The sequence below is a fragment of the Haloferax sp. AS1 genome (genome assembly GCF_014530665.1).
Taxonomy (GTDB): Archaea; Halobacteriota; Halobacteria; order Halobacteriales; family Haloferacaceae; genus Haloferax; species Haloferax volcanii.
Window position 1 is genome coordinate 928,349 of sequence record NZ_SPSA01000001.1, and the last position, 23,893, is coordinate 952,241.

The window sequence follows — 23,893 nt, forward strand, 5'->3', positions numbered from 1 at the left end:
GGTCGCACGTTCGACTATGTGTGTGGTGTGTCAGCGTGCCTGAGCGGGTGGCGGCATCGAGCGAGAGCGTCTGTCCGTACTGCGGCGTCGGCTGCGGCATCCGTTACGACGCCGACCGCGGGAGCGCCGTCGGGTGGAACGGCCCGGTCAACACGCGGGGCGAACTCTGTCCAAAGGGGGCCGCGGCGTGGGACGTGGTCGACCACGACGAGCGCCTGACCACCCCGCTGGTGCGAGTGAACGGCCGGCTCGTCGAGGCGACGTGGGACGAGGCGTTCGACCGCATCGAACGCGAGTTCTCCCGCGTCGTCGCGGACCACGGCTCCGACTCGACGTTCTTCTTCTCGTCGTCGAACTGCACGAACGAGGAGAACTACCTGCTCCAGAAGACGGCGCGGGCGCTCGGGACGAACAACGTCGACAACTGCGCGCGGCTCTGTCACGCCTCGACGGTGGCGGCGATGGGCGACCGCTTCGGCGCGGGGGCGATGACGAACTCGCTTTCTGACCTCGGCGAGGCCGACGTGTTCCTCGTGACCGGCGCGAACCCCGCCGAACAGCACCCGGTCATCTTCCGTTCGTACCTGCTGCCGGCGCTTAAGTCGGGGACGACGATGATTCACGTCGACCCCCGCGAGAACCAGACGACGAAGGCGGCGGACATCCACCTCCCGGTGAAGCCGGGGTTCGACATCCCGCTTCTCAACGCGATGGCCGCCGTCGTCGTCGAGGAGGGACTGGTCGACGAGGCGTTCGTCGCCGAGCGCACCACGGGGTTCGAGACGCTCCGCGAGTCTCTCTCGGGGCTCGATATCGACGCTGAGGCCGAGCGCGCCGGCGTCGACCCCGACGACCTCAGAGCCGCCGCGAGCGCCTACGGCGAGGCCGACCGCGCGGCCGTCTTCACCGGGATGGGGATGAGCCAACACCACTGCGGAACCGACAACGTGCAGGCGCTCATCAACCTCCCGCTTTTGACCGGCAACGTCGGCAAGGTGGGCACCGGCGTCAACCCGCTCCGCGGGCAGAACAACGTGCAGGGCGCGGGCGACGTGGGCGCGCTCCCGAACGTCCTGCCGGGGTATCGCCCCGTCACCGACGACGACGCCCGCGCCGCCGTTGCCGACGTGTGGGGGTTCGAACCACCCGCCCTGCCGGGGCTCACGGAGGTCGAAGCGACCCACCGCTTCGGCGACGAGGTGCGGGCGGCCTACGTCTTCGGTGAGAACCCCGCCGTGACCGAGCCGAACGCGAACCGCGTCCGCGAGGCGTTCGAATCCCTCGACTTCTGCGTCGTCCACGACGTGTTCCCGACCGAGACGGCCGAATTCGCCGACGTGGTGCTTCCGGGGAGCGTCTGGGCCGAGAAGTCGGGGACGGTGACGAACACCGACCGACAGGTTATCCGGATGAACCGGAACGTCGCGCCGCCCGGCGACGCCCGCGCCGACCTCGACATCCTCCGGGAGTTCGCCGCCCGCGTGGCCGGCCTCGACGCGCCGGCGACCCCCGAGGGCGTCTTCGACGAACTCCGGCGGGTGACGCCCATCTACGCCGGGATGTCGTACGACGGCATCGACGCGGGGAGCCAGCGCTGGCCGTTCCCCGAGGGTGCGACTGAGGGGACCGCAATCCTCCACGCCGACGCGTTCGAATCGGGGTCGAAGACTGCCCCGTTCCGGGTGGTCGAACACGTCGACCCGGCGGACCCCGTCGCCGCCGACGAACTCGTCCTCGTGACGGGGCGCGTCCTCCAACAGTTCAACAGCGGCGCGCTCACCCGACGTTCGGGCGTGCTGATGCGGATGCGCGGCGAGGACAGCTTGCAGATTCACCCCGACGACGCCGCCGCCCGCGGCATCGACGACGGTGCGACCGTCCGCGTCGAAAACGACCGCGGCGAGGTCGCGGTCGCGGCCGAGGTGACGCCCGCCGTCCGCCGCGGGACCGTCTTCGCCACGTTCCACTACGCCGACCCGCTCGTGAACCGGCTGACCGGCGATGCGCTCGACCCGGTGGCGAAGATACCCGAGTACAAACACAGCGCCGTCCGCGTGACGGTCGAACCGGAGGTGGCGGCCGATGACTGACCCGTCGGCGTCGCCCGCGCCGAGTGCCTCGCCTCCGACGCTCGCCGACGCCCTCGGTATCGGCCCGGACGACCTCGTCTGCGCCGTCGGCGCGGGCGGCAAGAAATCGCTTCTCTACCGACTCGCCCGCGACCTCGACGGCGTGGTCACGAGCACCGTCCGCATCCCAATCTTCGACGACGAGGTGGCCGAGGTGGTCGTCACCGACGACCCGGAGACCGCCGTCGCGGAGACGCAACCCCGCCCGCTCGGCGTCGTGCCGGAGCGCGAGCGCTCCGACCGCTACCGCGGCTACGACCCGGCGACGGTCGACCGAATCGCGCGCGCCACCGACGACGTGGTGCTCGTCAAGGCCGACGGCGCGCGCTCGCGCTGGCTGAAAGCCCCCGGCGAGGACGAACCGCAACTCCCCGACACGGCCGACCTCGTCTGTCCGGTCGCCAGCGTCCGGGTCGTCGGCGAGCCGCTTTCCGACGAGCGCGTTCACCGACCCGAACTCGTCTCCGACGTGTCGGGGACGGCCGTCGGCGACGCGATATCCGAGTGGGACGTGGCCGCCGTGCTGTCGAACGACCGCGGCGGGATGAAAGGCGTGCCCGAGACGGCGCGGGTCGTCCCGGTCCTCAACATGGTCGACGACGAGCGACTGGCCGAGACGGCCGCGGAAATCGCCGGCTGGCTCGGTGAGCACCCCCGCGTCGACCGCGTGGTTGCGACCTCGCTCGCGGCCGATGAGCCGGTCGTCGGGTTCTACTGACCCGCCACGACGCCACGAGACGACACCCGCGAAGCGACTATCTGGCGGTTTCGCGGCCCGTCAGCTCGTCGAGTTCGAGTTCGACGAGGTGGAATTCGAGGTCGTCGACCTCCTCGTCGAACACGCGGACGCCGCCGAACAGGTCGTTTATCGTCGCCGCGTCGGGGCGCTCGTCGTCCGGGAGGACGCGAATCGACCCGCGGGCCATGATGCTCCACGAGTCTTTGCCGGCGTCCTCGTAGCAGACGAACGTCGCCTCCTCCGTCTCCTCGATGAACGCGAACTTCTCGCTTTCGCCGTCATCGGTCAGTCGGAACAGGAGTCGACCGCCGTCGGCGTCGTAGGAGACGTGCGCGGGAATCGCATACGAGCGGCCGCCGTCGGCCAGCGACAGCACGCCCGACGAGGCGTTCGACAGGCGTTCGGCGACCGTTTCGGGGTCGGTGCCGACGGTGTAGACGAATCTGATATCTCGCATACGTGACGTTCGCGGCCGCGACACATGAAACGGTGGTGCGTGCCGGACTGCGACGGCCCGACGGCGAGGCCGTGATAAATCAGTCGTCGGCTACCGATTCGATTCGCTCGCCCGACGACGCGAGCCGGTCGAGGGCGTCCTGTGCGGCGTCGCTCACGGCGTCCACGTCGCGGTAGGAGTCACCGAGGCCGACCTCGCGGCGGTGCCACTCCCCGTCAGCGAAGGCGAAGATGTCGACCCACCAGTAGAGCGTCAGCCCGCGCGCGAACTCGGTGATGGTGACGCGCCGGTCCGAGTCGGGCGACTCGTAGACGGTCTTAGCGCTCGCCTCGTCGGTGTCCACGTCGGTCTCGACGGTCCACCCCTCCGGAACGGCGAGCGAGAAGGGGTCGTCTGTCATTATCGTTCCCGACGAGACGGAGCGACTTGACTGGTCCGCTTTCGGTGACCGTCTCGGGAAGGCGACTCAGTCGAGCGACCGCGCCGAGTTGGCGACGACGAGCAGGCTCGACGTGCCCATGGCGACGGCGGCGAAAAGCGGGTTGAGCACGCCGAAGGCGGCCAACGGGATGGCGACCGCGTTGTAGCCGAACGCCCACGCGAGGTTGCCGCGGATGCGGCGGTTCACCCCGGTCGAAAGCGAGAACACCTCGGGTATCGCGTCGATGTCGCGGCCGACGAGCACCGCGTCGGCGGCGTCGCCCGCGATGTCCGTCCCCGTGCCGAGCGCGATGCCGATGTCGGCGGCGGCGAGCGCGGGCGCGTCGTTGCTCCCGTCACCGACCATCGCCACGGTCCCCCGGGCGCGGAGGCGTTCGACCGTCTCGGCTTTCGCCTCCGGCGGCACGCCCGCGAACACGTCTGCCACGTCCGGGTGGTCGCGGAACCGGCGCGCGGCGCGCTCGGAGTCGCCCGTGAGGACTACGACCTCGCGGCGGCCGTCGTCGGCGACGGCCGCGACCACGTCGTCCCACGCCTCGCGCGGTTCGTCACCGACGACGAGCACCGCCCGAGAGCGCCCGCCCCAGCCGACGACGACCGGCACCGCGCCCTCGTCGCGGGCGGCCTCGACGGCGGCCTCGTGGGCCGGAGCGAGCGTTACGCCCTCGTCGCGGAGGAGCGAGGGATGACCGACGACGACGCGCCCGCGTCCTCTGTCGACCTCTCCGGAGACGCCGCGGTCGTGGACGGTCACGTCGTCGGCCGCAACGTCGGGAATCGACGCATCCGCCCCCGCCGCCTCGATTCGGTCTTCGGCCGCCTCCACGACGGCGGTCGCGAGCGGGTGCGCCGAGAACCGTTCGAGCGCGGCGGCCGCGGCGAGCGCGGCGTTCTCGTCGTCGCCCCCACTGTTCTCGCCGTCACCGACGACCCGGAGGACCGCCATGTCGCCGTCGGTGAGCGTCCCGGTCTTGTCGAAGACGACCACGTCAACGTCGGGGACGGCTTCGAAGACGGCTTCGGAGGCGACGACGATACCCCGGCCCGCGGCCTCCTTGATGCCCGAGGCGACCGCCAACGGCGTGGCGAGGCCGAGGGCGCACGGGCACGAGACGATGAGGACCGTGAGGCCGACGAGGAGCGCGTCGGTCGGCGTGCCGCCGCCGAGGAGGGTCCAGCCGAAGGCGACGGCGGCGAGGACGAGCACCGTCGGGACGAAGATGGTCGCCAGTTTGTCGGCGAGGCGCTGGACGCCCGTGCGGGCGCTCTGGATGTCCCAGAGCAGTTCGACCAGTCGGTCGAGGGTGCTCGTCGCGTCCTCGCCGACCGCGACGACGAGCGGGCGGTCGGTGACGACGGTGCCGCCGAGCACGTCGTCGCCGGGTCGCTTCGTCCGCGGCATCGACTCGCCGGTGACGAGCGCCTCGTCGACCGCGGCGGTCCCCTCGCGGACCGTCCCGTCGACCGGGACGCGCTCGCCCGGTCGGACCTCCACGAGGTCGCCCGATTCGAGCGCGTCGAGCGCGACCATCTCGACGGCGGTGTCGCCGGAGCCGTCGGCGTCGCCTTCGACTCGCCGGCGCGCTTCCGAGACGCGCGAGGCCGCGAGGTCCGAGAGCATCCCGGCGGCCTTCCGCTTGATGCGGTCCTCGTAGTAGTTGCCGAGCGTGACGACGAGGATGATGGCGACGGTCACGTCGAAGTAGACGTGCGTCTCGCCGGCGAGGACGGCCGCCGTCGAGTAGACGTAGGCGCTCGTCGCCGCCAGCGAGACGAGCAGGTCCATGTTCGGCTGGCCGGCGCGGAGGCTGACGAGCGCCCCCCGGAGGATGGGAAAGCCGGTGTAGAACAGGACGATGGAGGTCATCACCCAGATGTTGCCGAGGATGTAGACCCCGTCGAACACGCCGAGTTCGACCACCGGCTGGAAGCCGACGTAGGTCGGGTACAGAAACAGGACGTACCACAGCATCACCATCATGCCGAAGACGCCGCCGCCGATGACGAACCGAGCGACCTGATTGTCCGACCGCTCGGCCGCCTCGCGCTCCTCGGGGTCGCGCGTGCCGTAGCCGTAGCGCGCGAGCGTCCCCGACAGCCCGTCCAAGTCGGCGGTTTCGGGGTCGTAGGTGACGCGGACCATGTCGTTGGCGTAACTCGCCTCGGCGGCGTAGACGCCCTCGCAGGTCCGCGCGGTTCCCGAGACGAACGCCTCGCAGGTGGCGCAGTGCATCCCGTCGACGGCCATGTAGGTCCGCTCGGCGTCGTCGGGCACTTCGTCTGTCTCGCCCGCGAGTTCGCGTTCGACCGTCTCGGGGTCGGCGCTCGCGGCGTCGCCGAGCGCGCGGGTGATTTCGAGACAGCCGCGACAGCAGAACTCGCCGTCCACCTCGTCGCCGGTGACGGGCGGCGTCGGCGTCGGCAGGCCGCAGAGGTCACAGCCCTCGCCGTCGTCGCCGTCGCTTCCGCCGCCGGCCGACCCGCGGGACCGCGTCGTGGTCGACATCGTCACAACGGTTGGTAGAAGGGCACGTGAAGGTGCGGGACCGACACGCCCAGAAGCATCAGCCCGTGGGACAGCGGGATGTAGCCGAGGACGAGGAACGCCGCGCCGAGCGCCCGGTGGAGCGTCGCCCGCCGCCGCGCCGAGACGCGGCCCAGAAGCGTCCCGTAGAGGAACAGCGTCGGAATCGTCCCGAGGCCGAGCAGGCCGAGCAGGGCGGCGGCCCGGAGCGGGTCGCCCGTCGAGAAGGCGTAGAGGTACGCCGGGTAGATGATGGGACACGGAAGCAGGCCGTGAATCGCCCCGAGCCCGAGGATTCGCGGCCCGCCGACGAGCCTATCGACGCGGGCGGTCGCCCACCCGCTGACGCGGCCGAACAGGCGCGTGACCGCGGCCGGCGTGAACCGGTCGATAGCGGCGGACTGGCCGACGAGGTAGCCGACGCCGGTGAGGATGATAGCGGCTCCGACGAGCAGACCGGTCGTCCCGCGGACACCGCTCCCGACGGCGGCCACCGAGTCGAACGCGTCGAAAAACAGGCCGCCGACGAGGGCGAAGACGGCCCCGATAGCCGCGTAACTCAGCGCTCGCCCGACGTTGAACAGGGCGTGTTGGCGGACCTGTCGGAGCGTGAGCGACCGGCTATCGACGCCCTCGCGGTCGGCGAGGCGGTCGGCGTAAACGCTGACGAGCGGGCCGCACATTCCGAGGCAGTGGGCCCCGCCGAAGAGGCCGACGAGGAGAAACGCCACCGCCTCGGGCGTCGCGGCCGGCAGTCCGAGCGAGATGCCGCCGTCCATCTCAGGCGGCGTGTTCGGCGTCGGTCTCGGGGTCGGCGTCGCTGTCGTGGCCGTGTCCGCCTTCGGTCGGACTCATGAGGAGGTAGATGGTTGTCGAGATGAGAAGCACGTTGACGGCCGTGACGACCCCTGCGAGGGGGTTTTGCGTCACGCCGAAGATGACCGCTGGCAGGAGCGCGAGCAGTGCGACGGTTCCGGCGCGCCGTGGCGTGAGTTCCATATCGGTCCATTCGCGACCACGGTGTTTCTGATTTCGCCTATTCCCACCGCGTTGGAATGGGGTGTTGCGTTAAAGTCCCGTTATTCCTCATGACCGGGTATGGCCGTTGATTCGACAGCAGAGGGAGCCGCGTCCTCTGCCGCGCGCACGTCCACTGATGGCGGCGTGCCAGCAAACGCGGATTCCCAAGGTGATTCCGGGCAGGCTGACCCCCCGGTGGATTCTATCGTCGGGACGGCCGACGACGGTATCGTTCGCGAACTCGAACACGACGATTTCGACCCGGTCGGAACGCTCGTGCTCGTGCTCATCTACATGGCGATTCTCATCGGCATGTGGGTGTTCATGTACTTCGTCGAGTTCCTCGGACGTGGTCTCACGGTGGTGGGATAGATGGAGATTCACGCCTACGAGAAACTCTGGTTGGCGCTGGCGCTCGTCCTCATCGTCGGGTTCATCGGGACGATTACGTACGGGGCCGCCGGCGCGGGTATCGAGATGATAGACGACAAAGGCGGGACGGTCGATCCGGCGACGCTCGACCAGCATCCGAAGTTCGGCGACCCCGGCATCGAGCGGACCGGTGAGAACAGCTACGACGTGTACGTCGTCGCTCGCCAGTTCGTCTTCGAACCCGGCACGACCGAGCCGCTTCGCGTTCCCGCCGGCAGCACGGTCACCTTCCACGTGACCGCCGCCGACGTCATCCACGGCTTCGAGGTCGTCGGCACGAACGCGAACACGATGGCGATTCCCGGGCAGGTCTCGGAGTTCACCGTCCAGTTCGAAGAGGCCGGCGAGTACGGGATGCTGTGCAACGAGTACTGTGGCTCCGGCCACCACGTGATGGAAGGGAAGATTGTGGTTATGGAACAAGGAGAATTCGACAGTTGGTACGAACAGCAGCAGGCGCAAGGGGAGGCTGAGAACTGATGGCGACCGCGTCCGGCGGCGGCAGCGAGTTCGTCGATAAGTTCCCCGACGAGGCGGCAATCATCAAGGCGAGTTTCCTCATCGCGTTCGTCTCGCTCGGCATCGGGGCCTTCTTCGGTCTCATTCAGGCGCTTCACCGCACGAACGTCCTCCGCGTCATCGACTCGGCGGACTACTACACGGTGTTGACGGGCCACGGCGTGCTGCTCGCCATCGTCTTCACCATCTTCTTCCTCTGTGGGGTGTTCCACTGGGCGGTCGCCAGAAGCCTCGACCGGCCCGCCGAGAGCGCGCTGTTCTCGTGGGCGTGGGTCGGCCTGATGACGACGGGCACGGTTCTGGCCACCGTCGCCATCCTCGGCGGCCTCGTCCCGAACCTCGGCATGAGCGCGGACGTGCTGTTCACGTTCTACGCGCCGCTCCAAGCCCATCCGATATTCTACATCGGCCTCGCGATGTTCATCGTCGGGACGTGGCTCGCCGGCGCGGACTGGTTCCTCTCCTACCGCGCGTGGCGGCAGGAGCACCCCGACGAGCGCATCCCGCTGCAGACGTTCATGGTCCTCACGACCATGATTATGTGGTACATCTCCACCCTCGGCGTCGCCGTCTCGGTGGTGTTCTTCCTCATCCCGTGGTCGCTCGGCCTCATCGAGAGCGTCAACCCGCTTCTGACGCGGACGCTCTTTTGGTACTTCGGCCACCCAATCGTCTACTTCTGGCTGATGCCGGCGTACCTGCTTTGGTACACCGTGCTCCCCAAGCTCGCGGGCGGGCGGCTGTTCAGCGACCCGCTCGCACGCGTGGTGTTCGTGTTGTTCCTCCTGCTTTCGACGCCGGTCGGGATTCACCACCAGTACCTCGACCCCGGCATCGCGGAGGGCTTCAAATTCATCGCCATGACGAACACGATGTTCCTGCTCCTCCCGTCGCTGCTGACCGCGTTCACCGTCGTCGCCAGCGTCGAACACGGCGCGCGCCAGCGCGGCGGTGAGGGCTACCTCCGCTGGCTCGGCGCGCTCCCGTGGCGCGACCCCGCCTTCACCGGCATGGCGCTCGCGGGCGCGATGTTCGCCGCCGGCGGCTTCTCCGGCATGATTAACGCCGGGATGAACATCAACTACCTCATCCACAACACGCTGTGGGTGCCGGGGCACTTCCACCTCACCGTCGGCACGGCCGTCGCGCTGACGATGATGGCCGGTTCGTACTGGCTCGTCCCGCAGGTCACGGGCAGGAAGCTTTACAGCCGCCCCATCGGCCTCCTGCAGGTCATCATGTGGTTCGTCGGCATGGTGTTCATGTCGAACGCGATGCACCGCGCCGGCCTCGCCGGCATCCCGCGGCGCACCGCCGAACCGCAGTACCAGAACTTCGAGTTCCTGACGCCCATCGGGAGTATCTTCGAGCTTCGGGTGCAGATTGCCCTCGGCGGGACGCTCCTGTTCCTGTCGGTGGTGCTGTTCCTGTTCAACATCCTCCTGACCTCGCTCGGCGAGGAGTCCGACCGCCCGGTCGACTCCTACCTCCCCGAGCCGCTTTCGGGGCCCGAGGGAAGCCCGCGCATCCTCGACAACCTGACGATGTGGACCGGTATCGCGGCGGTGCTCGTCGTGCTCGCGTACACGCTCCCGCTGGCCGGCATCATCCAGAACGGCGGCGGGCTGTTCGGCGGCGGCCTCCCCGTCCCGGCGACCGTCTCGGCCGGCGTCGACCTCGTGTTGACGACGGTCACGAGCGCCTTTAACACCCTCTGGGGGGTGGTCGCGTGAAGCTCACGAAGGCGCGGGCGCTCGTCCTCATCGCGATTAGCGTCCCCGTCGCTATCGAACTGCGCACGGTCGCAGGGTTCTTCAACGTCGAACTCCCGCTCATCGCCGTGGCGGTCATCGAGTTCCTGTTCCTCGCCCTGCTGTTCGTGCTGTACGGGCTCTACGGCGAGGGGTCTGAGTCGGCGGCGTAGCCGACGACCCGACTTGCAGTTTCGACACCTGATTTTCGCGCCGTCGCCGCAGTACCGTCAGCGCCGGCCGCCGACTCGACATAAAACCCCCGCGATAGCGTGGGAGACCCCCGGTCAGTTTCCCGGACGCTGGGAAGCAGTCTCCGTTTATATTCGGTCGTCTCGCCTACGTCTAAGCGACCATGAGCAACCTCGACTTGATGAAAGCTGGCATCGGCCTCGCGGTCGTCATCGGCATCGCCCTCACCGCGGTCGCCGGCTACGCGCTGTTTACGACGTTCGGCGGCATCGACGGCCTGACCGTCGCTCCGGAGCTCCTCGTGTCCGTCCTCTTCGGCGGCCTGCTCGTCGCGGCCGCCGCGAGCGTCCGCCGGGTCGCCCCCAAACCGCGCACCCGCGTCTGAGGGCTCGACGCCGACCGCACCACGGCTCCGCTGACCTCCATGCTCCGTTTTCCGACCCGACGAGCGACGGCGTCGCCCCGAGCGTTCCGACGCCGGCACAAAAGACGATATCGTCGGGACGCCAATGAACTGATATGTACGATACCGTTCTCGTCCCCACCGACGGGAGCGCCCGCTCCCGCGCGGCGGCCCGCCGCGCCATCGACCTCGCGGGTACGTCCGGCGGGTCGATTCGCGCCCTCTCGGTCATCGAGGTCGACGACCTCGGGCTGTGGACCGCCGCCGACGCGCCGGTCGAACGAGTGCGCGCGAGCCTCCGCGACGCCGCCGAGATGGCCGTCGAGGAAATCGCATCGCTCGCCGGAGACGCGGGCGTCGACTGCGCGACTGAAATCCGAATCGGCGTGCCGTACCGGGAGATTCTGGACGCGACCGCCGAGGCCGACGCGGACCTCGTGGTGATGGCGACCCACGGGCGAACCGGGCTCGAACACGCGATTCTCGGAAGCACGACGGAGCGGGTCGTCAGGCTCTCGGACGTGCCCGTGTTGACCGTCAGGGAGTGAGGCGAGAGCGAAGCGAGGCCGACTCAGACCAGCGCCCTGAGCCCGTCGCGGAGCGCCCGCCGACCGTAGACCGCGAGGCCGACGGCCCCGGCCGCGCCCAACAGGAGCGGAATCACGTCGAAGCCGTCGACCGCCAACCGGAGCGCGCCCCAGACGAGGAACGCCGCGGCCTGCGCGACGTAGAACGCGAGGGTTCCGTTGAACGGGACGAACCCGCCGGCGAGGAAGACCACACAGAGGAGCGCGATGCCGACCACGTCGGCGCTCATCGGCGGGAGCCAGCCGAACGCGACCGCGGCGACGGCGAACGCGCAGAAGACGACGCCGACGGCCAGCCGGAACGGTGCGATTTCGGCGAACAGCGATTTATCCGGCGGAACGACGTTCGAACCGCCGTCCGTGGGCGTCGTCGATGTCGGTGACACGGTCGTAGTTCGCACAGAACTGTCAAAAAATTATTCTCTCTCGGGCTCACTCACGAGGATGCGACTGCCGCCGCAGCCCCCGTCGTGCGACCGAAGCGATGCCGCGAGGCCCCCAATTTAATACTATATGTAGTAAACGTCGAGACAACGATGGTCGCACTCGACGTACACGAGGACATGCAACGACTCGCCGACAGCGGCGTCGTCGCGGTGATGCGCGGCGCGGACGCGGACACCATCATCGACGTGGCCGACGCGCTCCACGAGGGCGGCGTCACCGCCTACGAAATCACGGCCGACAACCCCGACGCGATGGACCTCATCCGCGAGGTGTCGGCGTCCTTCTCGGACAACGAGGCAATCGTCGGCGCCGGGACCGTTCTCGACGCCCCGACCGCCAACGCGGCCATTCAGGCCGGCGCGGAGTTCGTCGTCGGACCGAACTTCGACGAGGGCGTCGTCGAGACCTGCAACCGCTACGGGACGCTCGTCGCGCCGGGCATCCTGACGCCGACCGAGGCGACCGACGCGTACTCCGCGGGCGCGGACCTCGTGAAGGTGTTCCCCGCCTCCTCGCTCGGCCCCGGTCACCTCAAGAGCATGAAGGGGCCGCTCCCGCAGATTCCGATGATGCCGACCGGCGGCGTCGGTCTCGACAACGCCGCGGACTACATCGAAGCCGGCGCGGTCGTCGTCGGCGCGGGCGGCGCGCTCATGGACGACGAGGCAATCGAAAACGGCGACTTCGAGGTCATCACCGAAACGGCCCGCGAGTTCTCGAATATCATCGACGACGCTCGGGACGACTAAATCCGAACCCGAACCGAACCCGAACCGAACCCGAACCGAACCGCCCGCCAACCTCTTTTATCGAATCGACCGCACGCGCCCCTCAAACCCCTCGGGAACCACGTCCGCGAGCGCGTCGGGGTCCGACTCGCCGTTGGCCGCGACGAGATAGGCCGCGCCGTCGTCGTCGCCGTAGACGCGCTGGAAGTCGTAGACGAAGCCCCAGCAGTCGGTCGCTTCTGGCACCTCGTCGCTCTCGGTGAGGTACTCCACCTGCCGGACGACCGCGTACTCGACGAGTCGGTTGACCGCCTCGCCGCCCGGCGTGTCCGCGTCGAACACGCCGAGTTCGCGGGCCTCCTCGACGAGCGGGACGAGCCGCGAGACGGCGGCTTCGACCGACGCGGGCAGGTCCCCGACACTCTCGCCGGTGGCCGTCGCGTAGGCGGCCGTCACCGCGCCACAGCCCGTGTGGCCGAGGACGACCACGTCGGTCGACTTGAGCGCCGAGACGGCGTAGCCGACGGCGTCGTTGACGACGAGTCGCCCGTCGACATCGGTCCACACTTGGTTGCCGACGTTGACCGACGTGAACAGCTCGCCGGCCTCGTCGGCGCTCCAGACCGCGTCGGCGGGGACGCGGGAGTCCGAACAGCTCACCGAGACGACCGCCGGCGACTGCGCCTCGCGGACGCCCTCGAAGTGGTCGACGCCGAGGCTCTCGACGTGTCGCGCGTTCCCGGTCAAGAGCGACTCCAGCACTGTTCGCGTCATTGGATTACGTTTCGTCCCGACTCTATATAGCATCCCGCTCGTCGCTCGATTCATCGGGGTCGTCCGCGTCTTCGTCGTCCTCGCCCTCAGACTCGACCGACTCGCCCCAGATGAAGGGGTCGTCCGCTCTCGCCGGCTCGTCGGCGTCGTCCTCGGTGTCTGCGTTGTCGTCGGTGTCAGCGTCGTCGGTGTCTCCAGTGTCCGCAGCATCTTCAGCGTCGGCGTCGCCCCCGGCGGCCGCGGGTTCGGCTTCCTCGACGAACTCGGGGGTCTGGCTCACGTCGGCCTCGGCGTCGGTGACTGCCACCGAATCCGATGCGTCGGCGTCGCGGTCCGGCTCCGCGGCGCGGATGCCGAGTGCGGCGTGTCGGGACTGCTGTCGGGCCTCGCGGCGCGCCGAAAGCGCCTCGCGGAGGCGGTCGTTCAGCGTCTCTCGAAGCTCCGCCGCGTCGATGACTTCGATGTCGACGGCGGTCGCGTCGCCACCGACGAGAGAGATGCTCCCCGCGGTGTCGGCCGTGACCGTCGAGACCCGCCAGCGACGCTGGAAAATCGTCCGGCGCTCGATGACCGTCTGCACCCGGTAGTAGGGGACGAAGCGCGTCTCGCGCTTCCAGAATCCGTTTCGGGTGACGATGTGGTCCTCGGTGAGCGCGTAGCCGCGGTGCCGCCACTGGAGCGCGCCGGCGACGACGGCCACCGGGACGAGCGCCAGCGGGACGAACCACGGGATCTCCTGCGGGAGGAGCCGGTCCGCGCCGTAGAGCGCGAGCGTCGCAACCCCGAGGACGAGCGAGTAGCGGACGGCGTAGCGCCGGCGGATGCGCGTCGGCGGCCCCTCGAACGTCGGCAGCTCGACGCCTTCGAGGTCGGCAACGAGGCCGAGCACGCGGTCGCGGGTCGCGAGCGGGATGGCCGCCTCGGAGCCGCGACCGCCGCCGCCGGACCCGTTTGTCCCGTCGGAGCTGGGGGCGTAGCCCGCGGTCTCGACGAGGAGCGTCGCGTAGCCGAACCGGCGCTTCAGGGGGTTGTCCTCGACGGTGAGCGTCTGGAGTTTGTCGAGCGGAATCGACCCGTTGTAGCGCTGGAGGAGGCCGCGTTCGTACTGGAGTTCGTCACCGACGCGGCTCAGCCGGAAGCCGTAGTAGTTCACCACCGCGGAGGCGAAGCCGGCGGCCCACGAGACGAGCGCGACGAGGAGGACGAGCGCGACGATGCCGACCCCCGCGGCCGCGGCGCTCCCGGCGGGGACCGGCACGTCCACGTACGACGCGACGATGGGGAAGACGGTCGACCCGAACACGAAGACGAGTCCGGGCAGTCGGAGGTCGAACGACAGCGCGCCGACGATGGCCAACTCGCGGGGCGTCAGTTCGAACAGCAGTTCCTGTTCGGGTTCGGACGCGTCGCCGTCTGTACCGCCGCGTTTCAGGCGGGCGACCTCCGACTGGATGCGGCGGGCCTCCTCGTAGCTGACGAAGCGGAGACTGCCTTCGGTCTCGCCGCCGCCCGCGGTTTCGAGGTCCACGGCGGCGATACCGACCAGCCGCTGGGCGACGTTGCGGGAGATGTCGACGTTCTGGATGCGCCGGTAGGGGATTTCGCGGTTGCGCCGGGAGAACACGCCCGACCGGATGTCCAGCGTGTCCGGCGTGAGTTCGTACTCGAACCGGCGGAAGTAGGCGAGTTCGTAGCCGGCGATGGCGACCACGACGACGCCGACGAGCGCGACCGCGCCGAGACCGCCGAGGAACCCGCCGAACGTGGTCCCGCCGGTGAACGCGAGGAACGCGAGCGCGAAGGCGATGCTGGCGCTGCGCTGGACCGCCCGATAGGGAACCGAGAGCGGCGACAGCCGGGTCATACCGCGTCGTCGCCCTCGGACGCGATTGCGAGGCGCTTCAGTCGGTCCTGAAGGTCCTCTGCGCCCTCCGGAGTGAGCCCCGGAATCGCCACGTCGGCCCCGCGGGAGCCGGCGGTGTAGACGACGGTCGATGCGAGGCCGACGAGCCGTTCGAGCGGGCCGCGGGCCGAGTCGACGTGCTGGACCCGGACGAACGGGACCACGGTGTTGACCTTGGTGAGGACGCCGCGTTGGAGGTACAGCGAGTCGTCGCGGACCTCGTAGCCCCACGCCCGATACCGGAGGAGCGCGACGGCGACGCCGACGACGAGGAAGAGGACGCCGACCGCGACGGGGACGAACGTCGGTATCGAGACGGGCGCGAACAGCGTCGCTGCGGTCGCTACGCCGCCGGCGACGAGCGCGAACACGACCGCTCGGGCGACCCAGAGAAGACGGATACGGGGGTGGAGGCGATTCACGGGAATCCCTCCGAGCGCGTGAACATCGTACACTCCGGCGTCTCCTCGAACGGATAAATAACTGTGGCCGCGCCCGAATCGGCTTACGGGGTGGCGGCGAGGTGGCGCTCGACCCGGCGGGTCGCGGTGGCGAGCGTCGCGCCGACCGCCGCGAGCGTCGCGAGCACCGGGTACCGGACCGACAGGTCGGCGTAGAAGAACTCCGTCACGTCCGGAACCAGCCCGGAGAGCGTCCGCCGATGGTGGGAAATCGTCGCCTGTCGCGCCGCGACGAGTGCTTCGAGTCGCTCGCGAAGCGCCGAAAGCTCCTCGTAAAGCGCCAACAGCGCGTCGAAGCCGCGGTCGGACAGCGGCGTTCTGTCGAGGTCATCGAGCCGCCCGAGGAGGGATGCGATATCGTCGCGCATCGACGCCACGGATTCGGCCTCCTCGTCGACGACGTCGATGAACTGCCCGCGTTCGTCCAGCGACGAGGCGGCGGCCGCTGCAATCGTGCGCCGGAGCGGGGCCGAGAGAACGCTCGCGGACCGGAACGCGGTCGCAACGTCCGGGCCGAACTCGGCGGCGAAGCTCTCCTCGAAGTCGTCGCCGTACTCCTCGTCGTAGTGCGGGACGGACATCACGGTCCGCTCGTAGCTCCGGCGCAGGCCGGAGAGCGCGGCGTCGGTTCGCCCCCGCCCGCCCCGCTGGCCCACGAGCGTCCCGGCCGCTGGGGCCTGATTCGGAGCCGACGCCGTCGCCTGCGACGCGGCGACCTCGCGGCGGAACGCCCGAAACGCCTCGCGTTCGTCCACGCAGCGGCGGCGCTCGGCGCGAAGTGCCTCGCGGGCGTCGTCGAGGCGGTCGAGACTCACCGCCATCGAACCGCCCCCGGAACGTCCGAGCCGACGACCCGTCGCGGCGGCGTCCGCTCGTCGACGAGCGGGAGCGCCGACAGCTGTCCGCGGTCGGCGTGCGCGACGATGCCCTGTCCGTGAGCGGCCCCGCTGGCGGCGAGGGTGTAGGCCTCGGCCATGCCCTTCGGCCCCGCGAGCGGGACGAGTCGGACCGTCGTCCCGCGGCGGTCGACATCGACCACGACGAACGACTGCGGGAACGAGCAGGTCGCCGGGGCGATGAGTTCGCGGACGCCGGCTCGCACGGCCGTCGCGGGCCAGTGGATGTGTCCGGAGAGCACGAGCGGCACGTCGTGGCGCGCGAGCACCGCGGCGAGTTCGTCGGCGTTGCGGAGTTGGTAGAAGTCGGCGTCGGGGAACTGGCCGGTGTGGCGGCGAGGGTGGAAGACGTTGTGGTGGAGGACGACGATTGGGGTCGTCGCGTCAGCGAGGACGGTGTCGAGCCAGCGGAGTTGGGCGTCGGGAACGGCCCCCTCGTGGGTGTCGGTGAGAGCGAGGTCCGGGCCGCCGCTGGCGGAGTCGAGGCCGACGACGTCGACGCCGCCGACCCGGCGGACGAACGGGAGGGAGCCGTCGGCGTAGCGCGCCGCGAACTCGGCCGGCGTCGGGGCGTCGTAGTCGTCCCAGCGCTTCGGCACGTCGTGGTTGCCGGGCACCGCGACCCGCGGCCCCGGCAGGTCGCGGAGGAGTTCGTCGACCACGTCGTACTCCTCGGGGCGACCGTCGCGGGTCAGGTCGCCGAGGAGGACCGTCGCGTCGACGTCGAGGTCGGAGATGGTCGAGACGGCGGTTCGAAGCCGCGTCTCGCTCCGGTGGTAGGCCTTCCACGTACCGGAGCCCGTCGGCGTGACGTGCGGGTCGGAAACGACCGCGAGCCGGGTCGGCGTCTCCGAGACCGGCCGGCCGAGGCGTGCGAGCACGGGACCGGGACCGCGCTCGTCGGGGCTCCCAACCGGCGTCTCCCCGATTGTCGGCGGGGCGTCCGGACTCATCGGTCGATGGTCCGCGTGAACGTCCCCAGCGCGGTCTCCCGGTGGACGCGTATCCGCCCGGTGTCGGGACACAGCTCGATTCGAAGCGGCGACTCGGTGGCGCGCGTCTCGTCCCCGTGCATACACGTGGACCCACCCGGACCGAGCCCATAAACATGTCGTACAGAATATATATTTTCGAACGTAGATATGGATACTCTACGGAGTCCTCGGGAGTCGGGGCCGGCGTCAGTTGAGGAGCAGGCCGGCGTCGACGAGGAGCAGGACGGCGACGAACGCGGCACCGAGGTAGAACGGTGCGGCCTTCTCGGCGGGCGTGCGGACCTTCTTCTCCGCGAGGCCGTCTTTGGCGCGGGCGCGGCCGACTTCCACGAGGCCGGTCAGGACGAACCAGAGCGCGAGCATCCCGAGGACGAGGTGGCCGCGGCCGGAGCCGAACAGGCTGTCGACGGTGTAGCGCGTGCCGGCGAGGTGGCCGCCGGTGGCGAACATCACGAGCGAGGCCCCGCGGGACCACATCGTCAGGCGCGAGACGACCGATTCGAACGCGGCGGCGCGGATGTTTCCGGCGCGAGCGGTCGGTAACACGGCGAGCGCGAAAAAGAGGACGCTCCCCGTCCAGAGACCGCCGACGACGAGGTGGAGCGTTGCCATCACGGTGTCGATGAGTGCCATGTCCGTCGGGTTAGTTCAGCGATGCTTGAAGGTTTCACCTTCGGGCGGGCGAGGCGGGTGGCGCAGCCTCATGCGCACGCAGCGAGTGAGCGACAGCGGCGAGGCGACCAACCTCACCGAAGCACCGCGGGCGGCTTCGCCGTCACGTCGAGGTCGGCCGCGTAGTGGAGTATCGGGTCGCCGCCGGGGTGGTCGAAGCCGCAGGCCTCGAACATCGTGTTCGCGCGAATCTCGGCCTCCACGTCCCGTATCGGCCACGGGTCGTGGTCGATGTCGCCGATGACGACGGGCCAGTCGTCCGTGTAGAAGCGGTAGTTCTCGACGAGGAACGCGTCGAGCGACCCGGGGTCGAGGGTTCGGACCTCGCCGGTCGGCCGGTAGGTCGCCTCGAACCGCGCGTCCGGCGTCTCGGCCGTCGCGGGCCGGTAGCTCTCGTAGTCGACCGCGCCGTCTCGCTCCTCGACCGAGATGTTCGCGTAGTGGTACGGGAGCCGGTAGCCCAGTCGGGCCATCGTCACGCCGAGGCGGTCCGCGGCGTCGAGGGTGAAGAAGTAGACGCCGCGGGGGCCGCCGTCGGCGGGTTCGACGTAGGTCCGGAGGTTCACCTCGGGGAACCCCAGTCCGATGGGCGACCCGCGCGGGCGGATGTCAGTCATGTCGAACGAGACGACGCCGAGCCACGCCCGCCCGTCGTAGGTGGCCACCGAGAGCCGGTCGGGGAGTCGGGGCTCCACGAGTTCGGGGTCGACCGGCCAGTGGGCGAACAGCGTGTGCCGCCAGCGCATCGACAGGAGGTCCATGGCGGCCGTTCGGCCCGCCGACGGGTGTGGGTTTCGGCGGTCGCGGGCATCGCTCCGTTCCCTGCGGCCGATTTCCCCCAACGAAACGCACAGGTGTCTGGCGACGAACTGTCACCCATGGGACTCGAAAACGCCAGCGGCACGTTCGACATCGGCGGCGACCTCACGGTGCATCGACTCGGCTTCGGCGCGATGCGCATCACCGGCGACGACATCATCGGCGAGCCGGACGACGTGGAGAACGCGAAGAAGGTCCTCCACGAGTCGCTCACTCACGGCGTCGACCTCATCGACACGGCGGACTCCTACGGTCCCGCCGTCTCCGAGCGCCTCATCGGCGAGGCGCTCGCGCCCTACCCGGACGACCTCGTGGTCGCCACGAAGGGCGGCCTGCTCCGCAACACCGACGGCGACTGGAAGCCCAACGGCGACCCCGACTACCTCAGGAACGCCGTCCTCGGGAGCCTCGACCGCCTCCGCGTGGACACCATCGACCTCTATCAGCTCCACCGCCCGGACCCGCACGTTCCCTTCGAGGACTCGGTCCACGCGCTCGCGGAGATGAAAGACGAGGGGCTGATTCGACACGTCGGCCTCTCGAACGTCTCGGTCGAGCAGCTCGACGAGGCGCGCGACATCGTCGACATCGCCACGGTCCAGAACCGGTTCAACATCGGTGACCGCGAGTTCGAGGCGAGCCTCGACGCCTGCGAGAAGTACGGCGTCGGCTTCATCCCGTGGTACCCGCTCGGCGCGGGCGACCTCGGTGACCGAGCCGACGCCGTCGCCGCGGTCGCGGAGAAACACGACGCGACGCCCCAGCAAATCGCCCTCGCGTGGCTGCTGCACCGGTCGGACGTGATGCTCCCCATCCCCGGCACGTCCAGCGTCTCGCACCTCCGCGACAACGTGGCGGCCTCGCACATCGCCCTCGACGACGAGGACATGGACCGACTGGCCTGACGTGAACTTCACCGTCGTACAGGGCGATATCGCCGCCCAGTCGGCCGACGCGCTGGTGAACGCCGCGGGGACGAGCCTCCGGATGGGGTCGGGCGTCGCGGGCGCGCTCCGTCGCGGCGGCGGCCCCGAACTGAACGAGGCCGCGATGGCGAAGGGACCGATAGACCTCGGCGCGGTCGCCGTCACCGACGCCTTCGACCTCGACGCCGAGGTCGTGATTCACGCCGCGGCGATGCCCCACGACGGGGACGGGCAGGCGACCGCCGCGAGCATCCGCGACGCCACAAAAAACGCCCTTCGAGCCGCGGACGACCGCGGCTGTGAGTCGCTCGTGATTCCGGCGCTCGGCTGCGGCGTCGCCGGGTTCGACCTCGTCGACGGCGCGCGACTCATCTGCGAGGAGATTCGGGCGTTCGAGCCGAGTTCGCTCCGCGACGTTCGGTTCGTCGCCTACGCGGACGACGAGTTCGAGACGATTTCGCGGGTCGCTGACGCGGTCGGTTCGGGCACGGGCGAGTGAGCATGAGCGACGCGACCGACCCGGAACTGTGTCCCGTCTGTGCGACGCCCTACGACTCGGTCTCGCTCCACGACCGCGGCCTGCTCGTCAACCTCCTCGACAACGAGCGCTACCGGCGCGTCTGCTTCGAGCCGGTCGAACGCGACGGCCGGCCGCACGTCCGATTTTTCCACCACACCCACGAGCAGGTCGGCGCGGACGACTGACCGGGCGGCGTCGTCGGCGACGCGTTCACCGCGTCCGCCCTAACTCCACGGGCGCTCCGTGAACTCGCCGGCCTCGATTTCGCGCTCTATCTCGCGGAGCGTCGCGTCGTCGACGCTGACGAGGTGACACAACGGGTGGCCGGGGGCGGCGACCGGGTTCTGGAGGACGCCGGCGACGAGGCCGGTGAAGGGAGCCGAGACGCGCTTTTCTCTCGTCTTGAAGTGGTCCGAGATGGTGCAGATGGTGTCGCCCTCGTGGACCAGCGGCACGTCGCCGTACTGCATCTCGACGAGGCCGCCCACGTCGGCGCGGAGCCACGTCTTGTCCGTCGCGGAGTCGATGACGCGCGTCCAACCCGGCCAGCTGACCGCCTCGTCCGGGAGGACGCCGTACTCGGCGAGAACGCTCTCGACGCCGTCGAGCGCGCGGTCGACCATCGCCGGCTGGAAGCGGTGGGCGCGACCCATCTCGACGGTGATGGTCGGAATCCCGTCGTTGGTGGCGACGGTGCGGAGCGAACTCGCCTCGGCCTCGCCCGAGAGGATGAGGTTCGCGCCGAACGACCGCGCGAGGCGGGCGACCTCGGGTCGGCTCATGTCGGCGCGGACGTGGTACATGGTCGTCCGGTTGCGCGTCGAGGTGTGGAAGTCGATGCCGAGGTCGCAGGGCTCGACGAACCGGCGGTAGATTTGGTTCGCCATGCGCTCGGCCGTGTTCGCGCCGTCGCGGCCGGGGAACGACCGGTTCAGGTCGAGGTCGTAGATGGGGATGTAGCGCTGTTGGGCGAGGTAGCCCGGGACGTTCGCAACGTGGATGCAGACGATAGTGCCGTGGATGTCCGCGGGGTTGTACCGGCTCGCGACCTCCTGCATCACCTTCACGCCGTTGAGTTCGTCGCCGTGGAGCGCCGCGGTCATGAAGACCGACGGCCCGCCCTGTTCGCCGTTGATGACGGTGACGGGTATCTCGACGGGGTCGCCGAGGTACGTCTCGCTGATTTCGTATCTGAGGTGGCGCACCTCGCCCGGCGGCACCTCCGAGTCGTACCTGAACGGTTCGGGGTCCATGGGACGGTCATCGGAGCCGACGGGTAAGAAGGTTGACCGGCGGCGACCGACCGCCGCGTCGATTTACGTCGCTCGCGCGCCATGTCGTCCTCATGGCGACTCCCCGGCTCGACGACCCGCTCGACATCGGCGGGCTCACGCTCCGAAACCGGCTCTACCGCGCGCCGGTGCTCGAATGCGCGGGCACCGGTCCCGACGCGCCCGAGCGCCTCGCGGCGGAACTCGAACCCGCGGCGCGGGCCGGCGCGGGCCTCGTCTGTCAGGGCGCGACTATCGTCCGCGAGACGGGCGGCTGTGCCGCGCCGGGGATGACGCGAATCGCCGACTCCGAGTTCGCGGCGTCGCTGTCGGCGGTGACGGAGCGACTCCACGACCACGGCTCGGCCGTCGCGGTCCAGTTGGAGTACGGCGGCCTGCGGAGCATGGAGACGTGGCACGCCGCGTACCGACGCGACCACCCCGACCTGCGACAGCTCGCCGTCTCCCGGCCGCCGCGACTCCTCAGACTGCTCGACGCCCTCGGCTTCCTCGACTACGACGCGCACGTCATGACGACCGACGAGGTGTACGACCTCGCGGCCGACTTCGGTCGCTCCGCGGCGATGGCCGTCGACGCCGGCTACGACGTGGTCCACGTCGCCGGCGCGAACATGGGCATCGTCCACCAGTTCCTCTCGCCGTTCTACAACCGCCGGGACGACGAGTTCGGGGACGGCGTCCGATTTCTGGAGGTCGTCTCCGACGAGGTGCGCTCGCGGGCGGGCGACGTGCCGCTCACGACGAAAGTGCCGGCCGAGACGGCCGCGCCGCCCGGCATCCGCCGACGCCTGACCGAGGACGACGCGGTCGGAATCTGTCGCCGCCTCGACGACGCGGGCTACGACGCGCTCGTCCCCGTCTCGGGGTCGGTGTTCTGGGACGCGAGCATCGTCCGCGGGTCGTTCCCGGCCCGCGCGTGGCGCGACGACCGCTACCGCGACGGCTACGCCGCGGCCTTCGGCGGCCCGCTCCGGGCGCGGCTCGTCGAACTCGGCAACCGAATCGAGGCCGCGTGGTACGACTTCGACCCGGCGTGGAACGCGGACCTGTGCCGCCGCGTCCGCGACGCCGTCTCGGCGCCCGTGCTCTGCGAGGGCGGCATCCGCGAGCGCGGCGAAATCGACCGACTGCTCGGAGACGCCTGCGACGCCGTCGGGATGGCCCGGCCGTTCTACGCCGAACCGGAACTCCCGGCGCGACTGCTCGGCCGCGACGTGTCGGCCGACACGCGGGTCGTCTGCGAGAACTGCAACAACTGCGCGGTGCCGCAGGCGACGGGCGCGCCGGGCGTCTGTCGAACCCCCGCGGTGTTGGCTCGCGCGGGGACCCTCAGAATGGAGGGCGCGTACGATACAGACGCCGAGACCGCGGACGCCGACGAGGCCGACCCGGAGGGTTAATAAGGCTCTCGCCGGAGTTCTGGATAATGGCGCGCGACCGGTCCGCGATGGAGTCGGCCGAACTGACGGCGGTGCTCGACGCGCTCGACGACGCGGACGCCCGAGCCATCATCAGAGGACTCGAAGAACCCATGACGGCAAGCGAAATCTCAGATACGTGTGACATCCCGCTTTCGACGACGTACAGGAAGCTGGACCTGCTCACGGACGCGGCGCTCCTCTCCGAGGGGACCCAGATTCGCGCGGACGGTCACCACGCGACGACCTACGAGGTCGCCTTCGACGAGGTGCGAATCGCCCTCAACGACGAGCGCGACTTCGACGTCGCGGTCGGCCGCCCCGAGCAGACGCCCGACGAACGCCTCGCGGACATCTGGTCGCGGGTCCGGAGGGAGACCTGATGGGGCACCTCAGCGCCTCGCCGACGATTACGACGATGATTATCGTCGTCAAGACGGGCATCCTCGTCCTCGGCGGGCTCATCACCTACTTCAGCTACAAGGCGTACCGGAACACGGGAGCGGCGTCGCTCCGCGCGCTCGCGCTCGGCTTCGGCGTCGTCACCCTCGGCGCGATGCTCGGCGGCGCGCTCGACGTGATTCTCAACGTCGACCTCGCCACCGGACTGCTCATCGACTCGGTGCTGACGCTCATCGGCTTCGCGGTCATCACCTACTCGCTGTACGTCGACTGAGCCGGACCGAAAGGCGGCTTTCGAACTTCCCGAGCCGCCCCCGAACCAACCCGTAACTCGCGGTCGCGTCGCCGCCGTCTCTGTCTCGTCTCTCGGTCGCAACCCACAGCGGCGTCTCCGGAGCGTGCCGTCTGTCACCACGAACCACTCTTTGGAGATATTATTGCTCGAA

General features: G+C 69.6%; 30 protein-coding genes. 15 read left to right on the top strand and 15 right to left on the bottom strand.

Annotation, left to right across the window (positions count from 1 at the left end; translation table 11 throughout):
* Positions 1–47: 47 nt before the first annotated feature.
* A complete protein-coding gene (gene fdhF, locus E4P24_RS05000) occupies positions 48–2,090 on the top strand; it encodes a formate dehydrogenase subunit alpha (RefSeq protein WP_188148655.1) in 2,043 nt (680 codons plus the stop codon).
* The gene (gene yqeC / locus E4P24_RS05005) at positions 2,083–2,847 is read left to right on the top strand and encodes a selenium cofactor biosynthesis protein YqeC (protein ID WP_115860205.1); all 765 of its coding nucleotides are present in this window, start codon (positions 2,083–2,085) and stop codon (positions 2,845–2,847) included. The genes fdhF and yqeC overlap by 8 nt, the downstream gene beginning before the upstream one ends.
* Positions 2,848–2,884: 37 nt before the next feature.
* Here the strand turns inward: yqeC and E4P24_RS05010 are convergent, their stop codons facing one another.
* The 5 genes from E4P24_RS05010 to E4P24_RS05030 all read right to left on the bottom strand — a co-directional run bounded on the left by E4P24_RS05010 (position 2,885) and on the right by E4P24_RS05030 (position 7,289).
* Positions 2,885–3,325 (bottom strand): pyridoxamine 5'-phosphate oxidase family protein, encoded by a 441-nt coding sequence (locus tag E4P24_RS05010; protein WP_004044008.1) that lies wholly within the window; start codon positions 3,323–3,325, stop codon positions 2,885–2,887.
* Between the two features lie 79 nt (positions 3,326–3,404).
* The gene (locus E4P24_RS05015) at positions 3,405–3,725 is read right to left on the bottom strand and encodes a hypothetical protein (RefSeq protein WP_004044006.1); all 321 of its coding nucleotides are present in this window, start codon (positions 3,723–3,725) and stop codon (positions 3,405–3,407) included.
* 66 nt (positions 3,726–3,791) lie between these two features.
* Positions 3,792–6,272 (bottom strand): heavy metal translocating P-type ATPase, encoded by a 2,481-nt coding sequence (locus tag E4P24_RS05020; RefSeq protein ID WP_188148194.1) that lies wholly within the window; start codon positions 6,270–6,272, stop codon positions 3,792–3,794.
* A gap of 2 nt (positions 6,273–6,274) precedes the next feature.
* Entirely contained in the window at positions 6,275–7,069 is a 795-nt protein-coding gene (locus tag E4P24_RS05025) for a sulfite exporter TauE/SafE family protein (RefSeq protein ID WP_188148195.1), read from the bottom strand.
* Between the two features lies 1 nt (position 7,070).
* Positions 7,071–7,289: a hypothetical protein gene (locus tag E4P24_RS05030; RefSeq protein ID WP_188148196.1), complete on the bottom strand. Its 219-nt coding sequence runs from the start codon at positions 7,287–7,289 to the stop codon at positions 7,071–7,073.
* A 165-nt stretch (positions 7,290–7,454) separates the two neighbouring features.
* Between E4P24_RS05030 and E4P24_RS05035 the strand changes: the two genes are divergently transcribed.
* The 6 genes from E4P24_RS05035 (at position 7,455) to E4P24_RS05060 (ending at position 11,155) form a co-directional block, all read left to right on the top strand.
* The gene (locus E4P24_RS05035; RefSeq protein WP_058565934.1) at positions 7,455–7,682 is read left to right on the top strand and encodes a hypothetical protein; all 228 of its coding nucleotides are present in this window, start codon (positions 7,455–7,457) and stop codon (positions 7,680–7,682) included.
* Entirely contained in the window at positions 7,683–8,222 is a 540-nt protein-coding gene (locus E4P24_RS05040) for a cytochrome c oxidase subunit II (protein WP_008573451.1), read from the top strand.
* Positions 8,222–9,994 (top strand): b(o/a)3-type cytochrome-c oxidase subunit 1, encoded by a 1,773-nt coding sequence (locus E4P24_RS05045; RefSeq protein WP_115802341.1) that lies wholly within the window; start codon positions 8,222–8,224, stop codon positions 9,992–9,994. The genes E4P24_RS05040 and E4P24_RS05045 overlap by 1 nt, the downstream gene beginning before the upstream one ends.
* Entirely contained in the window at positions 9,991–10,185 is a 195-nt protein-coding gene (locus E4P24_RS05050; RefSeq protein ID WP_004064193.1) for a hypothetical protein, read from the top strand. The genes E4P24_RS05045 and E4P24_RS05050 overlap by 4 nt, the downstream gene beginning before the upstream one ends.
* Positions 10,186–10,367: 182 nt before the next feature.
* A complete protein-coding gene (locus E4P24_RS05055) occupies positions 10,368–10,589 on the top strand; it encodes a hypothetical protein (RefSeq protein WP_004064191.1) in 222 nt (73 codons plus the stop codon).
* Positions 10,590–10,723: 134 nt separating this feature from the next.
* The gene (locus E4P24_RS05060; protein WP_115802342.1) at positions 10,724–11,155 is read left to right on the top strand and encodes a universal stress protein; all 432 of its coding nucleotides are present in this window, start codon (positions 10,724–10,726) and stop codon (positions 11,153–11,155) included.
* A 23-nt stretch (positions 11,156–11,178) separates the two neighbouring features.
* Here the strand turns inward: E4P24_RS05060 and E4P24_RS05065 are convergent, their stop codons facing one another.
* Entirely contained in the window at positions 11,179–11,580 is a 402-nt protein-coding gene (locus E4P24_RS05065) for a hypothetical protein (RefSeq protein ID WP_004064187.1), read from the bottom strand.
* A 150-nt stretch (positions 11,581–11,730) separates the two neighbouring features.
* Between E4P24_RS05065 and E4P24_RS05070 the strand changes: the two genes are divergently transcribed.
* A complete protein-coding gene (locus E4P24_RS05070; RefSeq protein ID WP_188148197.1) occupies positions 11,731–12,390 on the top strand; it encodes a bifunctional 4-hydroxy-2-oxoglutarate aldolase/2-dehydro-3-deoxy-phosphogluconate aldolase in 660 nt (219 codons plus the stop codon).
* A gap of 57 nt (positions 12,391–12,447) precedes the next feature.
* Here E4P24_RS05070 and E4P24_RS05075 read toward each other — a convergent pair whose 3' ends face one another.
* From E4P24_RS05075 to E4P24_RS05105, 8 genes are all read right to left on the bottom strand, one after another.
* Positions 12,448–13,143, bottom strand: a complete 696-nt coding sequence (locus E4P24_RS05075) for a carbonic anhydrase (RefSeq protein WP_188148198.1) — start codon at positions 13,141–13,143, stop codon at positions 12,448–12,450.
* A gap of 22 nt (positions 13,144–13,165) precedes the next feature.
* Positions 13,166–15,007 carry a PH domain-containing protein gene (locus tag E4P24_RS05080; protein WP_188148199.1) on the bottom strand — a complete coding sequence of 614 codons (1,842 nt, stop codon included), beginning with the start codon at positions 15,005–15,007 and terminating at the stop codon, positions 13,166–13,168.
* Complete coding sequence (locus E4P24_RS05085) at positions 15,004–15,468, bottom strand: PH domain-containing protein (protein ID WP_115860793.1); 465 nt, start codon at positions 15,466–15,468, stop codon at positions 15,004–15,006. The genes E4P24_RS05080 and E4P24_RS05085 overlap by 4 nt, the downstream gene beginning before the upstream one ends.
* 83 nt (positions 15,469–15,551) lie before the next feature.
* A complete protein-coding gene (locus E4P24_RS05090) occupies positions 15,552–16,328 on the bottom strand; it encodes a hypothetical protein (RefSeq protein ID WP_004064172.1) in 777 nt (258 codons plus the stop codon).
* Positions 16,319–17,356, bottom strand: a complete 1,038-nt coding sequence (locus E4P24_RS05095; RefSeq protein ID WP_115860195.1) for a metallophosphoesterase — start codon at positions 17,354–17,356, stop codon at positions 16,319–16,321. Before E4P24_RS05095 ends, E4P24_RS05090 begins: the two co-directional genes overlap by 10 nt.
* The gene (locus E4P24_RS19155; RefSeq protein WP_004043988.1) at positions 17,353–17,478 is read right to left on the bottom strand and encodes a hypothetical protein; all 126 of its coding nucleotides are present in this window, start codon (positions 17,476–17,478) and stop codon (positions 17,353–17,355) included. Before E4P24_RS19155 ends, E4P24_RS05095 begins: the two co-directional genes overlap by 4 nt.
* Positions 17,479–17,584: 106 nt before the next feature.
* Positions 17,585–18,031, bottom strand: coding sequence for a transporter (locus E4P24_RS05100; RefSeq protein WP_188148200.1), 447 nt, complete (start codon positions 18,029–18,031; stop codon positions 17,585–17,587).
* Positions 18,032–18,144: 113 nt separating this feature from the next.
* A complete protein-coding gene (locus E4P24_RS05105) occupies positions 18,145–18,831 on the bottom strand; it encodes a YqjF family protein (protein WP_004043986.1) in 687 nt (228 codons plus the stop codon).
* Between the two features lie 117 nt (positions 18,832–18,948).
* Between E4P24_RS05105 and E4P24_RS05110 the strand changes: the two genes are divergently transcribed.
* Genes E4P24_RS05110 through E4P24_RS05120 form a run of 3 tightly spaced genes read left to right on the top strand, consistent with a single transcriptional unit; the run spans position 18,949 to position 20,520 of the window.
* Positions 18,949–19,794 carry an aldo/keto reductase gene (locus E4P24_RS05110; protein ID WP_115860791.1) on the top strand — a complete coding sequence of 282 codons (846 nt, stop codon included), beginning with the start codon at positions 18,949–18,951 and terminating at the stop codon, positions 19,792–19,794.
* Position 19,795: 1 nt separating this feature from the next.
* Positions 19,796–20,314, top strand: coding sequence for a macro domain-containing protein (locus E4P24_RS05115; RefSeq protein ID WP_006600515.1), 519 nt, complete (start codon positions 19,796–19,798; stop codon positions 20,312–20,314).
* A 2-nt stretch (positions 20,315–20,316) separates the two neighbouring features.
* A complete protein-coding gene (locus tag E4P24_RS05120) occupies positions 20,317–20,520 on the top strand; it encodes a hypothetical protein (RefSeq protein ID WP_004064159.1) in 204 nt (67 codons plus the stop codon).
* A 39-nt stretch (positions 20,521–20,559) separates the two neighbouring features.
* Here E4P24_RS05120 and E4P24_RS05125 read toward each other — a convergent pair whose 3' ends face one another.
* Positions 20,560–21,588 carry a succinylglutamate desuccinylase/aspartoacylase family protein gene (locus E4P24_RS05125; RefSeq protein ID WP_008573471.1) on the bottom strand — a complete coding sequence of 343 codons (1,029 nt, stop codon included), beginning with the start codon at positions 21,586–21,588 and terminating at the stop codon, positions 20,560–20,562.
* Between the two features lie 92 nt (positions 21,589–21,680).
* Here E4P24_RS05125 and E4P24_RS05130 point away from each other — a divergent pair, with 92 nt between their 5' ends.
* Genes E4P24_RS05130 through E4P24_RS05140 form a run of 3 tightly spaced genes read left to right on the top strand, consistent with a single transcriptional unit; the run spans position 21,681 to position 23,721 of the window.
* Positions 21,681–23,027, top strand: a complete 1,347-nt coding sequence (locus tag E4P24_RS05130; protein ID WP_188148201.1) for an NADH:flavin oxidoreductase — start codon at positions 21,681–21,683, stop codon at positions 23,025–23,027.
* A gap of 26 nt (positions 23,028–23,053) precedes the next feature.
* Positions 23,054–23,428, top strand: a complete 375-nt coding sequence (locus E4P24_RS05135) for a helix-turn-helix domain-containing protein (protein WP_004043983.1) — start codon at positions 23,054–23,056, stop codon at positions 23,426–23,428.
* The gene (locus E4P24_RS05140; RefSeq protein ID WP_004064151.1) at positions 23,428–23,721 is read left to right on the top strand and encodes a hypothetical protein; all 294 of its coding nucleotides are present in this window, start codon (positions 23,428–23,430) and stop codon (positions 23,719–23,721) included. The genes E4P24_RS05135 and E4P24_RS05140 overlap by 1 nt, the downstream gene beginning before the upstream one ends.
* The last annotated feature ends 172 nt before the right edge of the window (positions 23,722–23,893 follow it).

Excerpts from the sequence above, each read along its gene's own strand:
- yqeC (WP_115860205.1), top strand. The coding sequence starts at position 2,083 with ATGACTGACCCGTCGGCGTCGCCCGCGCCGAGTGCCTCGCCTCCGACG.
- E4P24_RS05010 (WP_004044008.1), bottom strand. The coding sequence starts at position 3,325 with ATGCGAGATATCAGATTCGTCTACACCGTCGGCACCGACCCCGAAACG.
- E4P24_RS05015 (WP_004044006.1), bottom strand. The coding sequence starts at position 3,725 with ATGACAGACGACCCCTTCTCGCTCGCCGTTCCGGAGGGGTGGACCGTC.
- E4P24_RS05020 (WP_188148194.1), bottom strand. The coding sequence starts at position 6,272 with ATGTCGACCACGACGCGGTCCCGCGGGTCGGCCGGCGGCGGAAGCGAC.
- E4P24_RS05025 (WP_188148195.1), bottom strand. The coding sequence starts at position 7,069 with ATGGACGGCGGCATCTCGCTCGGACTGCCGGCCGCGACGCCCGAGGCG.
- E4P24_RS05030 (WP_188148196.1), bottom strand. The coding sequence starts at position 7,289 with ATGGAACTCACGCCACGGCGCGCCGGAACCGTCGCACTGCTCGCGCTC.
- E4P24_RS05040 (WP_008573451.1), top strand. The coding sequence starts at position 7,683 with ATGGAGATTCACGCCTACGAGAAACTCTGGTTGGCGCTGGCGCTCGTC.
- E4P24_RS05045 (WP_115802341.1), top strand. The coding sequence starts at position 8,222 with ATGGCGACCGCGTCCGGCGGCGGCAGCGAGTTCGTCGATAAGTTCCCC.
- E4P24_RS05055 (WP_004064191.1), top strand. The coding sequence starts at position 10,368 with ATGAGCAACCTCGACTTGATGAAAGCTGGCATCGGCCTCGCGGTCGTC.
- E4P24_RS05060 (WP_115802342.1), top strand. The coding sequence starts at position 10,724 with ATGTACGATACCGTTCTCGTCCCCACCGACGGGAGCGCCCGCTCCCGC.
- E4P24_RS05070 (WP_188148197.1), top strand. The coding sequence starts at position 11,731 with ATGGTCGCACTCGACGTACACGAGGACATGCAACGACTCGCCGACAGC.
- E4P24_RS05075 (WP_188148198.1), bottom strand. The coding sequence starts at position 13,143 with ATGACGCGAACAGTGCTGGAGTCGCTCTTGACCGGGAACGCGCGACAC.
- E4P24_RS05080 (WP_188148199.1), bottom strand. The coding sequence starts at position 15,007 with ATGACCCGGCTGTCGCCGCTCTCGGTTCCCTATCGGGCGGTCCAGCGC.
- E4P24_RS05090 (WP_004064172.1), bottom strand. The coding sequence starts at position 16,328 with ATGGCGGTGAGTCTCGACCGCCTCGACGACGCCCGCGAGGCACTTCGC.
- E4P24_RS05095 (WP_115860195.1), bottom strand. The coding sequence starts at position 17,356 with ATGAGTCCGGACGCCCCGCCGACAATCGGGGAGACGCCGGTTGGGAGC.
- E4P24_RS19155 (WP_004043988.1), bottom strand. The coding sequence starts at position 17,478 with ATGCACGGGGACGAGACGCGCGCCACCGAGTCGCCGCTTCGAATCGAG.
- E4P24_RS05100 (WP_188148200.1), bottom strand. The coding sequence starts at position 18,031 with ATGGCACTCATCGACACCGTGATGGCAACGCTCCACCTCGTCGTCGGC.
- E4P24_RS05105 (WP_004043986.1), bottom strand. The coding sequence starts at position 18,831 with ATGGACCTCCTGTCGATGCGCTGGCGGCACACGCTGTTCGCCCACTGG.
- E4P24_RS05110 (WP_115860791.1), top strand. The coding sequence starts at position 18,949 with ATGGGACTCGAAAACGCCAGCGGCACGTTCGACATCGGCGGCGACCTC.
- E4P24_RS05120 (WP_004064159.1), top strand. The coding sequence starts at position 20,317 with ATGAGCGACGCGACCGACCCGGAACTGTGTCCCGTCTGTGCGACGCCC.
- E4P24_RS05125 (WP_008573471.1), bottom strand. The coding sequence starts at position 21,588 with ATGGACCCCGAACCGTTCAGGTACGACTCGGAGGTGCCGCCGGGCGAG.
- E4P24_RS05130 (WP_188148201.1), top strand. The coding sequence starts at position 21,681 with ATGGCGACTCCCCGGCTCGACGACCCGCTCGACATCGGCGGGCTCACG.
- E4P24_RS05135 (WP_004043983.1), top strand. The coding sequence starts at position 23,054 with ATGGCGCGCGACCGGTCCGCGATGGAGTCGGCCGAACTGACGGCGGTG.
- E4P24_RS05140 (WP_004064151.1), top strand. The coding sequence starts at position 23,428 with ATGGGGCACCTCAGCGCCTCGCCGACGATTACGACGATGATTATCGTC.